Source organism: Aureibacter tunicatorum (assembly GCF_036492635.1).
Lineage (GTDB): Bacteria > Bacteroidota > Bacteroidia > Cytophagales > Cyclobacteriaceae > Aureibacter > Aureibacter tunicatorum.
Window position 1 is genome coordinate 26,664 of the sequence record NZ_AP025310.1, and the last position, 12,540, is coordinate 39,203.

General features: G+C 35.7%; 11 protein-coding genes. 3 read left to right on the top strand and 8 right to left on the bottom strand.

Annotation, left to right across the window (positions count from 1 at the left end; translation table 11 throughout):
• Window positions 1–112: 112 nt before the first annotated feature.
• Complete coding sequence (locus AABK36_RS24830; RefSeq protein ID WP_309943115.1) at window positions 113–535, bottom strand: hypothetical protein; 423 nt, start codon at window positions 533–535, stop codon at window positions 113–115.
• Between the two features lie 298 nt (window positions 536–833).
• Between AABK36_RS24830 and AABK36_RS24835 the strand changes: the two genes are divergently transcribed.
• Window positions 834–1,673 carry a helix-turn-helix domain-containing protein gene (locus AABK36_RS24835; protein ID WP_309943116.1) on the top strand — a complete coding sequence of 280 codons (840 nt, stop codon included), beginning with the start codon at window positions 834–836 and terminating at the stop codon, window positions 1,671–1,673.
• 26 nt (window positions 1,674–1,699) lie between these two features.
• On the top strand, window positions 1,700–2,251 hold the full coding sequence (locus AABK36_RS24840; RefSeq protein WP_338390371.1) for a hypothetical protein: 552 nt from the start codon (window positions 1,700–1,702) through the stop codon (window positions 2,249–2,251).
• A 139-nt stretch (window positions 2,252–2,390) separates the two neighbouring features.
• Here AABK36_RS24840 and AABK36_RS24845 read toward each other — a convergent pair whose 3' ends face one another.
• The 5 genes from AABK36_RS24845 to AABK36_RS24865 all read right to left on the bottom strand — a co-directional run bounded on the left by AABK36_RS24845 (window position 2,391) and on the right by AABK36_RS24865 (window position 5,835).
• A complete protein-coding gene (locus tag AABK36_RS24845) occupies window positions 2,391–3,170 on the bottom strand; it encodes a hypothetical protein (RefSeq protein WP_309943118.1) in 780 nt (259 codons plus the stop codon).
• Between the two features lie 450 nt (window positions 3,171–3,620).
• Window positions 3,621–4,034 (bottom strand): hypothetical protein, encoded by a 414-nt coding sequence (locus tag AABK36_RS24850; protein ID WP_309943119.1) that lies wholly within the window; start codon window positions 4,032–4,034, stop codon window positions 3,621–3,623.
• 49 nt (window positions 4,035–4,083) lie between these two features.
• On the bottom strand, window positions 4,084–4,632 hold the full coding sequence (locus AABK36_RS24855) for a hypothetical protein (protein WP_309943121.1): 549 nt from the start codon (window positions 4,630–4,632) through the stop codon (window positions 4,084–4,086).
• A gap of 40 nt (window positions 4,633–4,672) precedes the next feature.
• Window positions 4,673–5,233 carry a hypothetical protein gene (locus tag AABK36_RS24860; protein ID WP_309943123.1) on the bottom strand — a complete coding sequence of 187 codons (561 nt, stop codon included), beginning with the start codon at window positions 5,231–5,233 and terminating at the stop codon, window positions 4,673–4,675.
• 53 nt (window positions 5,234–5,286) lie between these two features.
• Entirely contained in the window at window positions 5,287–5,835 is a 549-nt protein-coding gene (locus AABK36_RS24865) for a hypothetical protein (protein WP_309943124.1), read from the bottom strand.
• Window positions 5,836–6,003: 168 nt separating this feature from the next.
• On the opposite strand from AABK36_RS24865, the gene AABK36_RS24870 reads away from it, so the two are divergent.
• On the top strand, window positions 6,004–6,636 hold the full coding sequence (locus AABK36_RS24870) for an ankyrin repeat domain-containing protein (RefSeq protein WP_309943125.1): 633 nt from the start codon (window positions 6,004–6,006) through the stop codon (window positions 6,634–6,636).
• Between the two features lie 370 nt (window positions 6,637–7,006).
• On the opposite strand, the gene AABK36_RS24875 is transcribed toward AABK36_RS24870, so the two are convergent.
• Both AABK36_RS24875 and AABK36_RS24880 read right to left on the bottom strand, forming a co-directional pair.
• Window positions 7,007–7,726, bottom strand: coding sequence for a hypothetical protein (locus AABK36_RS24875; RefSeq protein ID WP_309943126.1), 720 nt, complete (start codon window positions 7,724–7,726; stop codon window positions 7,007–7,009).
• 3 nt (window positions 7,727–7,729) lie between these two features.
• Window positions 7,730–12,307, bottom strand: coding sequence for a hypothetical protein (locus AABK36_RS24880; protein WP_338390370.1), 4,578 nt, complete (start codon window positions 12,305–12,307; stop codon window positions 7,730–7,732).
• Between the last annotated feature and the right edge of the window lie 233 nt (window positions 12,308–12,540).

Sequence of the window (12,540 nt, forward strand, 5' to 3'; positions counted from 1 at the left end):
AGCTTGATGGCTTTTTGATAGCTGATAGAAATGTTATTTATCCCTTGAGACAAATTATTCAGAATTGTAAAAAAATAAAGAATAGCTGACAAGCTATTCTTTAAAAGTAACATTATGCTGATGTACAATCAATAACAGAAATATCTCCTCCCACATTGCCAAAATTACAATCAAACTTGACTGATTTATTGCCAAAAGTACCAGTGGTTTTCATACCGCCATTACTATGAATGTCTATATGAAGATTGCTGCCATTGACACTAATTAATAAACTTGCTTTATCTGATGCATATGGAACATTATTCACAATCTTAGGGTCAATTTGCACTGATACGATTCCATTGGCAGCTTGAGAAATTTCTGAGTTTGGAATATGCAAATATTGAATCCCTTGGTTTTGACCTCCTTGCACAGGCTTTCCTTCAGGCATAGGTACCCAAGAATTATCTGCAGCATACGTCATAACGCAGGTAATTGACAAAGGAGTTTCATCATTAGTCGTGAACTTGAAAGTTGTTTGTTGAAAATCAGACATAATAATTAATTTTTGATGGTTTAAAATAACAATGTGAATATCGTGAGTTATTTAAATCAAAAATATTTCAAGTTATTTCATATTTAATCTAGCCTATACTTCTACACCTGATTATTTCATAGAAGCAAAAGTATGTCTTTCCAGGTAATATCGAAAGGATATGAAATGCATCTGTAGAGCTGTTTTTTCATGAAAAGCAAGAATGGCAAAGAGCCGAACTATAAGGCTCATTATTTTTGTATTGTAAAATTACTTGTAAGTAAATCAAAAGGACTAGTGCAAATTTAAGTAGTATGAAATGGTACCTATTAACAGAGCATTAAAATATATTGAAAAACATCTGAGCTATGAGATAGACATTGAAAAGCTAGCTAAGGCAAGCTATATCAGTAAATATCATATGGCTAGAGTTTTTAAAACTCTTACAGGCTATGCTCCAATGGAATATGTTAGGAATAGGAGATTAACTGAAGCTGCGAAAAAATTAATCCGTGAAAAAGAATCTGTATACTCAATAGGGTTTGATGTAGGTTATAGTTCTCCGGCGGCTTTTACAAAAGCCTTTGTCCAACGTTTTTCAATACCGCCATCAGCCTGCAAGGCTAAATTTGATCAACTAGAATCCCTATTTGTCGAACCTATATTAATTAGTCAAATGAATATAAAAATATCCAACCCTAAGTATGAGCCTGAGCTTAATATTCAACTTGTGGGTATTGAGCAATTTGCAGAAAACTTGGATGAGAAACTTTGGGCCAAGTTGGCGGAGCTTCCGTTTCCTCCATCCTATTTCAATCATAATAAAATTTGCAGCATTTACAATTATTCTGACATAGGAGAATTGAAATCTCATTTTGTAGGGTATCCATTAGAATCCATTGATTCGCTTAATTCACCATTTACTATAAAGACTTTAAGCTTAAAAAAATGCGTGGTTTTCAATCATATAGGAAACGCAAAATCCATTGAAGACTTTAATATTGCCATATTTGCCGAATGGTTGCCGGAGAATAAAATAAGACTTAAAAATGCTCAACAGATACACTTCACAAAGCCATTGTCAAATTATAATAAGGAACAAGCCAACGACCCAGATCATCAGTTTGAATTGGAGCTGTGGATACCAATTTTAGAATAATTTTTTTAAAACTAAATACGAATACTATGAAAGCTTTAATTTTAATCCTTGCGTTATTTTTGAGTTTTTCCTCATCTTTTGCAACTCAAAACACAAAATACACATTATATACTCAGGCAAAAGAACAGATTGATATCCAATCTTTTAAGCTAAAAGGAAATCTTATAGCTTATAAAGATATCAAGGGGAAAAAGAATGAAATATCTTTCCATCAAATTTCTAAAATTAAGAATCAAAAAAACGACGTGTATTATTATCCTGTGAAAGTTAACAATAAGCCTAAAATGATGGAAAAGATTTTTTCTCATGATGACCTAGGTTTTTTTAGAATCAATGAAATAGGATACTCTGGGCAATCAGTAACGAAAGAAACAAAATACTATTTAGGAGAAAAAAACTCGGTTGATTATGTATTGTCTACAAGCATTTTTGGCAAAGGAAAAAGAAAAAAAGAATTGATAAAGAGAATGGAGGATAATCCTGCTATCGTTGATCAATTAAAAGATCCTTCCCTAAAGTATAAGGTTAAAAATATATACCCGATCATCGAACAATATTTTAAAGAAAAGAATAGTTAGGTAACTCTTTATACCTTCATTAATTGAATAGGGATATAATATCATCGTATGCGCGCAAAACACGCTAACTCACCCTTTTTCAAAAAAATGTCCTTTCGAGGATATCGAAAGGACATGAATTTCATTTTTTTATTTTCTATTACCCCTTGTGAGGAACTCCGTATTTAGCCGCGCAACCTAATTTCCAAAGAGCTACAAGTTTGATGGCTTCGCTTGCTATATGGGTTTGGCAGCTATAAGAATCCGCATTGCCGCAATTACCTGATACACGACCCAATTTCAACACGCTAATTTTATTGCTAACTCCGCCACTTCCATTTATATCTATGCAGTCTGCCCAATTTTGAGTTTGTTGAAGAACAAAAGAAAAGTAATCATGCGAGGCTAAAAAGCTGTCCCACAATCTTTTATTTCTTGCGCAATAATCTTCACCACCCAAAATTCTACATTCACTAGATGTTTGACTGCCTGAAGAATTATTGGAAGAGCTTCCACCTCCGCCGCCGCTAGTTCCTGTATCTCCAGTAGGACCGGAAGCTCCAGTATGACCCCACTCTGGAACACCATGCTCGATATAATTAGACACAACGTCAAATTTCACATGATTGCTTTCAAAATCATGTAATCTGAAGATCATTCGATCGGCAGTGTTGCCGTTTCTTTTCGTTATAACATCGACAAATACCGTCCCATTCAATGTTGTAGTAAATGACTCGAAAGTATATTTAGCTCCGAAATTATCTGTATAATGCTTGGTTACTGTTGTTCCTCTTCTGGAGCTAGGTTGTTGGCTCCCTTGATTTTCATTTAGTATATTATTCTCAATATTTGAAGATGAAATCTCATGAATGTCGTCATTTTGATTGCAAGAAGACATGATCGTGATAATTGCAATTAAAGTAAATAGTAGCTTTTTCATTTTTGTTGATTTTAGTTGTAAAAAATTTCTCTGATACTAATGCTGTGTAAACCATTAATGATCTACATTTTTTATTCGTTTTAAAAACTTATAAAACAAATATATATTCACATAGTGCAATTATGCTGCGTTGAGAAAAAAATTGAAAAAATAATTTAAATTTTTTATAAGCATTGTATCTTTTAATGAGTGACATTACTCGACAATTGCCTTTAACTGAAATTGAAATTTATAAAGCTCTTGAAAAATTAAGTTTAACTACTTTGCGGTACTAAAAATGGGGGGAACCTTAGTATGAATTAATCTTACCAACTTTTACGTTAAAAAAAAAGAACTTTAAGGTATCACTATCAGGTACTGTTCGAATTCTTACAGGGTAAACATTTGAGTAATTCGGGCTATAAATAATTTCATCTAGATCTAAGGTCAAATTTTTTTACTATATATAATCTACGGAATGATTGAATTCCTTTCTTTTTCTGTCATTTTTTTCCAATCTTTTAGATCGTAATTGATAAACGTTAAATTTTCTAGGATATCATCCCCACATTCACCTACTTCACTCCAGTCAGTGCTCAAAGCAAACCTAATTTTGTTTTTAACATATCCCTCATCATCATATTCATCTTCAAAGACATCGCAACGATCATTTATAAAACTCGACAATATTTCTACATCATTAATTTCAATTAGATAAATCAATGCTATTTTAAGCTCCTTTGATATATTCCAAAACCTAGCTTCCTCTTTCATTCTTTCTATATCATCAATTTGAGATATTTCCGGAACATCTTCAGATCGATTTCCATATATACCAAATACATAGTCTAAGCAACGTTTTATTGCTCTTCTATTAATATTCATGGTTTAATAATCGTGAACGGTATACTAAATATTGAGCATATTACTCAAATCACTGAGTAAGCTCACGCATAGGAATATCATTTTTGGGAATATATTTTTCAAATTCCTTCCAATCAATTTCTGATTTCCAGTCGATAGGCTCTAATGACCATGATCTCTCCATTCTTTCAGGAGTAGGATCTTGTAACATTGAAATACAATATAATATTTCATCTATCATTAATTCATCATCCTTAAATTCAATGTATAACTTTCCTAATACTCTTAAGAATTTATTCTTATATTTTTTCTTTGTAAAAAAATAACCTACTATCGCACGAACTATATTTTCTATAACAAATCTTGAATTCTCATTTTTTAATATTTCAATAATTTTGCTAATGTATTCATCTAATTCTAATGTGCTTAACAATACTCTGGCGGCTATAGCTCTTAAATAACAATGTTCATGGTCAAGCAATGTGGCAATATATTTTTCCATTCCAATAGAATCAATATATTCATCTATTTCTAATATTGCTTCGCCTCTATCATAAGGATCTTCATTTTCATTTTTTATAAAATTAAGAATATTCGTATTGTCATATGGCTTCTCCATTATTTCAGCTTGAATTTTAGAAATATACTATAGAGTCAATTCAAAATGAAAGCTTACTGAGTAAGCTCGCGCACAGGAATATCATTTTGGGAATATATTTTTCAAAGGCTTCCCAATCGATTTCTTTTTTCCAATCTATCGGATCTAGACTCATTGATTTTTCCATTTTTTCAGGGTTAGGATCTTGTAACATTGAGATACAGAATAAAATTTCATCTATCATTAATTCATCATCCTTAAATTCAATGTATAACTTTCCTAATACTCGTAGAAATTTATTTTTATATTTTTTCTTTATAAAAAAATATTCTACTATTGCATCAAGCGCCTTTTCTATCACATATCTTGAATTATCTTTTTTTAATATCTGAATAGCATTATAATAATATTCATCAATTTTTAATCTTCTGAATAAAACTCTGATAGCTATAGCTCTTAGATAATTATGTTCATGATGAAGCAATGAAGCGATATATTTATCCATCCCAATAGATTCAATGTATTCACCTATTTCTAATATTGCTTCGCCTCTATCATAAGGGGCCTCATTCTCATTTTTAATGAATGCTATTATATTAGTGTTGTCATATGGCTTATCCACTGTTCATCTTGAATTTTATAAATATACTTTTAGAGTCAACTCAAAATGAAAGCTTACTGAGTAAGCTCGCGCATAGGAATATCATTTTTGGGAATATATTTTTCAAAGTCTTCCCAATCGATTTCTTTTTTCCAATCTATCGGATCTAGACTCATTGATTTTTTCACTTTTTCAGGGTTAGGATCTTGTATTATAGAGATACAAAATAAAATCTCTCTATGTATTATACTTTCATTTTTAAATTCAATATATAACTTCCCCAATACTTTTAGAAATTTATTTTTATATTTTTTTTTGATAAAATAATAACCAAAAATACTACTAAGAGTATTTTCTATAACATATCTTGAGTGATCCTTTTTAAGGAATTGGATAGCATTATAATAATATTCATCTATCATTAGTGTATGTAAAAGCACTTCAATTGCAGTACCTCTTAAGAGACAATTTTTATGTTCAAGTAAGGAAGCTACATATTTATCCATACCAATAGATTCAATGTATTCACCTATTTCTAGAAGAGCTTTTCTCCTGTCAAAAGGATCTTCATTTTCATTTTTTATGAATGCAATTATATTAGTGTTGTCATATGGCTTTTCCACTATTTCAGCTTGAATTTTATAAATATATTTAAATTACAATTATATTAATGAATATAATTAAAATCATTTTATGATTTAGCGAAAAATGAATGATACATTGCATAGATTTGTTTGTAAAGTTAAATAATTTATCCTTTTATTTATTACAGTAAAAATTTACAAGGTAATATGAGTAAAGGCATTGATATTAATAATATAATTGAGAATTTAGATATAGAATCTTTCAAATTATGGCTAGACTATAAGTATAATGTAGATCTAAAATTATTAAATGGCAATGATAATTCCCCCTCTTTAATTCAATATGTTTTGTATGAAATTGATGACCCAAAAGATGATAATATTATTAATGAGATGATATTATTATTAATTAACAAAGGGGCAAATGTAAATACTGTTTATGAAGATGAGTATCCCATTCTTTATGCAGTATTAGAAGAAAGGCCTTTAATAGTTAAAACCTTATTAGAGGCTAATGCTGATATCGATATTAAAGATGAAATAGGTAGAACACCTTTAACTTCAGCTGTAATTAGTGAAAACATTGAGATTGTAAAATTATTAGTGAAATACTCAAATAGAATTTCAATAAATAGAGAAGGGAGTATTTGGGTTAAAACGCCATTAGGAATAGCATTTTCTAATCTAAATTTAGAGATAATTGAATTATTATTAAAAAATAATGCGAATCCTTATCTTTTAGATTTTGATAATGGAAATATTCCAATTATAGATAATATTCCAAAGCACTTAAAGGAACAAATAATGATTCTAATTGATAAATATTACCATTCTTCATAGTTTGGTATTAATTTTTTTCGATCAATTTCAGACATGGATTTTATATATTTTACTAAATCGTCACATCCTTTAATCCCAGATATAACTTGGTCAATTGCATCTTGATGACCTTGATCTATAGAACCGAAAAACTCTCGTTGCTCACTCAAACGTAAATCTAATAATTCTTCAAGAGCTGCTTATCTATTTGCAATCGATTCTGGAGATATCTTTCTTACATTTCCTTTTAATTTCTGATTATTTTTTAATTTACGAAGTGTGATTTGAGGTACTGGGGGCTATATTTTTTGTTTTGCTAAAGTTTTTATTTAGTCAAATGTGACTGAAAGCAATTTTATGATATAGTTAGAGTTCTTCCTACAATAATACATTATATATTGTCTTTTAATGGATAATCAGGAGCATATTGACTTATGAATGGCTTTACTTCTTCTTCTCTTCCTTTTGGAAAATCTATAAACTTTGTTATATCTCCTTGATTTGTTATTATTCGAAAACCTAATTGAGCTAATTCTTCATCGCCATATTCGCCCTCATCAGGAGATATAAAAGAGTATTTACCAATAGCTTTTATTTTCTTTAGAGACCTTTCTAAACGAGGATTATTTAAGAGAGCTAAATCTATTTGATAATTATCATCTAATGACATAGGACTCCATAAATCACTGTAGGTATGTAATTCTATTCCATTACGAAGTAAACTGTAATTAATAGATATTACACCATTATATATATTCTTTTCTTTTTCAGTTTCGATAAGAGTGCTTCCTTCTAGCTCACAATAAAAGCATGACTTATTTTTCATGAAATCAATAGCATTTTTATTGATTTCTTCTGTAATAAAATCAAGAGATGAGTCATTAAAAACTTGAGTAAATTCATTACCTGAATCATTTATGATCATTTTATCAACCAATAGAATAGCTTCCTCATTTAACACCTCAAGAATTTCCTTTAGGAAGTGACAGCGATTTCGAACTAGAGAATTAATTTCTTCATCTCTTAACTGAGAGAGCTCTTTTTCATTATATATTTTATTCTCATAGTCAAAAGACCAAGAACAAGTAGGAACTTCTTTTATTTTAAACATATTCTAAAATGATTTTATAATATTTCCTTCTAAATCTGTAATATTAATTTTCAAATCAGGTATAGCATTTTTTGCATCATTTACTCTATCTAAAATACTTTGCTCAAATGCTTTTAAATCATCTAATGTTCCTGACCTCATTTCTACTTCAAATATCTTTTCTTCTGCATCCACATCTTGTAATTGTTTTTTAATAGTCTTAGTATTTATAGCTTTTGATACTTTCTTGGGATCAGCCGCACTTTTAAATTGATAAGCTTTTGAATATTTATATATTCCATCAGTCGCTAATTCTCCATAATCAATATCTCCAGCGGTTTTATCTTCTAAGACTTTTCTGCTATTAGGAACTTTAGACTTTTCCATTCTCTTTAAAGTCTGTCCTACAGGAAATCCTGGATGACCTGCAATGGTTGGAGGAACCCCATCAACAGGATTTCCACTCTTCTTAATACTCCCTATCAATATAGCAAAGTCTTCTACATCTTCAAATTGCCCTTTTTTTATTTGTTTAGCAATATACTTTCCTACATCTCCTACCTCATCTAATTGATTTAAACCTTCTAATACTTGTCTTAGCTTTTTATTATTTGCAATAATGTCATTATCAAAGAAAGGCTTTTCTATTTTATTAGCCACTTCAATAGATAAAATATTATTTTTAATGGAGTTGTCTATGCCTAGTTCATCGAGCTTTTGCCAAGTTTCAATCAATTCCGGTCTTTTATTCAATAATTCCAGAGCTTCATTATTACCTTCAAAATCACGCTTAAAGTTATTCCATTGATCTGCTGGAACTTTTGTTTTTGAAATTTGTATATCAGACTCACTGAGTAAAGTTCCTTCCCCTTTAGTAGTAACTACATTCTGATGAGGACTGATTCCCTTCACCTCAGCTTCGTCAACTTCTACAATTTCTCCTCCTTCAGCTAACTTTACCCACGGATTCAAATGCCCTTCGAGCTTGAAACGACGGTTTTTGAAGGTGAATCGATACTTATCAAATTTCAGTTTATCGCCGAGTTTTTTAGCGAGTTGCTTGAAGGACTTGGCCCCTTTGACAGCTCCTTTTTGTATGCCTTTTAGGAGGAATTTACCGCCTTTGATGGTATTTCTAAAGCCTGTCTTAGCACCAGCAAGGGCTACTTGTCCCAGTTCTTTTCCTGCTTTGGCAGTGGATTTGACGCTGTTTTTCACAGCGTTCTTAGCCAGTTTGGCTCCCGACTTGACAGAAGCTTTCACGCCATTCTTGGCGATGCTTTTTGCGCCACTTTTGATGGCTTTGAATGCTGCTTTGCCTCCAAACATCAAGGCGAAGACCGCTTCGATAGCCAATGCCGCTAATGCACGAGCCAGGTGCTTTCCTCCTTTGGCGATCTGTCCCACCCAGCTGCTGCTCAGGTATTCTTTGAAGTGGCCCAATAGATCGTAAATCCCTTTGGCCGCGAAAGCCGCACCAACGATTTGTATGATCAACGGCAAGGCTGCCATGATGGCTCCTCCTGTCAGAATATTGGCTAAGATCAATCCGAGAATACCGCCGACAATGGCAGCGACAATTATCGGCCATTTTTCATCCCAGAGCTTCTTGACTCCGCTGGTAATCTGGCCAACCAAATGGCTGCTTCTTTCTCCCGGCGAGTTGAATGGGCCGACCATTCCTTGGCTTTGTAGTCTTGCGACATCTTTTTTGCTGTAGGCAATATTATTTTCAGAATAAGCGACTGCTTGGTCAGAATCTGTCCTTAAGTCTACCTTTTTGGACGGATCTTCTTTCGCATTGGCGCTGACCTCTGACTTGACTTCTTCAAGGCTATTGTTTTTCCCCGAATCAAATTCTATCACACCGTCTCCACTGGCTTGCAACTGAGCCATAAGTTCGGGGCTCAGTTCTAGGTTTTGCACCACAGGATCGACTTTGAAATCTTCGCTGTCATACGGAGATTTTTCTAGGAGCTTCTGATCTTTTGTAAGTTCAGAAGCTTCTATGGAAGCTTGTTCGATCCCTGTTTTGCCACCTTTTGCCATGACTATTTCGTTAGGCAAAGGTACCATGATATTGGATCCCAACAGCTCTTCGCTCATCTGCCCCAAGAAGAAATCGGGACTCATCTGAGCTGCCAATACCAAGTTGGTGATCTTTTCCAATATCCTCAACATGCCTACGGCGATGAACTCGACGGCCTCAAGCAAGAAATTGAAAATAGCCTGGTAAGCCGCCAAATAGGTGTCGATGGCTTTGGCCAAAACGTCGATCAGGAAGCTGGCTGCGGCTTTGAGTCCTGCGGCGATTTTGTTGACGGCTTTTTCGGCGATTTCCACAGCTTGGTCTATCAAGTCGCAGAATCGCTGGGCGATGGCTGGAAAGGCCGCCAGCAAGGTGTTCACCATCGATTTCAGTATTTCCCCAAAGGCTTTGATCAGATTGACCACAAGCACTCTGGCCGCTTCGATCAAGGAAACCACGGCTTCCTTCACGGCTTTCATGATGGCTTTGACCGCTGTTCTTAATCCTTCAAAGATGCTGTTCAAGGCTTTTTTGAGACTGTCGAACACGCTTTCGACAAATTCTACGGCTTGATCCCACCAGCTTTTGTCTTCTTGAGCTTCTTTGGTCGCTGTCTGGGCCTTGTTATTGGCTTCTTTCACCTTTTTGTCGGCGTCGGCGCGGGCTTTGTTCATTTTGCCCTGCGCTTTATCCTGCGTGGAATTGACCTCTCGATCAATCATTTCCTGATTCTCCCGAGTGCGCTGCTCGACCTGTTGGTCGTACTCTTCCATGCGGGCTTGATTCTCCGCTTCCCATTCTTCTCGGTAGGCTTTGGTGTCGGCTTCGGCTTTTTCCTTCGCCTTGCTTTGCTTAGCCGCCGCTTGGGTGATTTTATCGTCGAGCTTCTTGTCGAATTTCTGACGTTCCTGATCCGTTCGACTTTGCAACTCTTCCTGCGCTTCCGCTTGCCTGTCTTTTTGCTCTTGTAGATCAGCTTGCAACTTTTCGTGTGCCTGTCTGTCAAAGGCCTGATTCACTTCCGGCAAGGATACTTCCTGCAGCTGAAGCTCGGAAGCCTTGGCCAATTGCGGTTCGCTGATACCTTGGCTGGCCTTGAGCATAGTCTCGTCGGGTGTCGGCGCGATATCGTTTTCGCCAAAGTCCGCTTGGGCCGCGGCCATGGCTTTATTTCTTTCTTCGGCAATCAAGCCCTCTGCTTGCTCCACAAATTTGTCTTGCTGGGCCGGATCCGAAGCTCCCGTGAGCGATACTTGAGGCGTAGGCCCAGGGTCGGTATTGACCGAAGGCAGTCGATTAGGAATCGAGGAAATCGCGTCTTTCATGCGCGAAGCGTACTCCGGGTCGTCCGTCGCCGCGGCCTTTGGCTTGGAAGGCATGCTCACATTGCGAGTGCTGCCGACCTCCGGCTCGTCCATATGCGTTTTTTCCTCCTTGGAGTCCTGCTCCAAGTCCAGCGTCTGGCTTTGGGGAAGCTCGGGCTTTTTGATCACCGGCTTTTCCTTGGCTTCGATGCCCGTAGGCGTCTTGATCTCCGGAAGGCTTTCCTGCGCTTCCTTGCTTTCCTTGGCATGAAGCTCGTTGGCTGTCTCAGGCGCTTTGCGAACTTCCTCGATGAAAGACATCGGAGGTTGTTGCATCAGGGAATTGGCGTATCCGTCCGTGCCCGATTTGTCCATTTCGACCGCTTCGGGTTGAGGCTTTTCCTCTGCTTCTGTATTTTCTCCTTTTTTAGCAGCTTCCTCGAGCGCTTTGACTTTATTTTTGACGGCCTCGGCTTCCTGCTCTTCTTTCGTCTTGCTGCGAGATTCAGCGTTTTCACCAGTCTTGGCGTTCGATTGCTCGACAGACTCAGGCACTTTGGCCAGCGAAGACTCCTGCGACTCAATGTCTCTGGCTTCGCTTTCCTCTTGTTCTATTTGAGCGATGTATTCGTCAACATTGGGAACGGTCATTTCCCATCGCACTTCGGGGAAGATATCTCGCAGAGTTTCGATAAATTCTTCCGATCCGTAGACGTCGCCGTTTTTCTTGAGCTTGCGATCGAGAGCGGAGAACTTGTTGTTCATGGAGGTCTTTTGGAATCTGTTCATTCGCTGCTTGAGCGACGATCTTCTGAATTCCTGAAAAGATTTGTACGCTTTGATCACATCCTTGTCCCTGAGCTCTTGGGCCATCTTTCTGAGCCTGATGCGCTCGGCAACGCTTTTGGCTTTGCTTTTCGGCTGGGGAGCGGGCTCTACGATTGGAGGATCGGTTTGTTGCTCTTCTTGTTTTTCGCTTTGATCCTTGGCCGGTTCGGGATGCCCGTCTGTTTTTTGCTCCTCTTCCTGCGCTTCCAACAGACGCTGGAACATGTCGTTGTTTTGAAGCCTTTGGAGCATGTCGTCATGGCTCAGCTTCGGCTCGGGCTTTTGATCGCGTATGGACCCGAAAGTGTCGATATGGGCTTTATAAAATGCTTGATGCTCCTCGTCAGAATAGAGAGGCTCTTCATTTTGCTTGAGTTTCTTCAGACGCTCCTCTTCTAGATAGAGCTCTTCGGGATCGACATACGCTATTTCGCTGCCCATTAAAAATTGTTGTTTATGTAATAAGCCGATCCTTAATAGGAATAGACTTTGAATAAAGTAATAATTAGATTGAAAATTACTAATTATTCAATAAACAATGCTTCATATTTGTGCTTTTTTATAAAAAATATAATTAATATTAATTTTAATTGAGAATTAAGAATAAAAAACAGTCGTAAAATACTATTTGTCAATATTTGAACTTTTTAAACAAAAAAAACGGTATTATTACA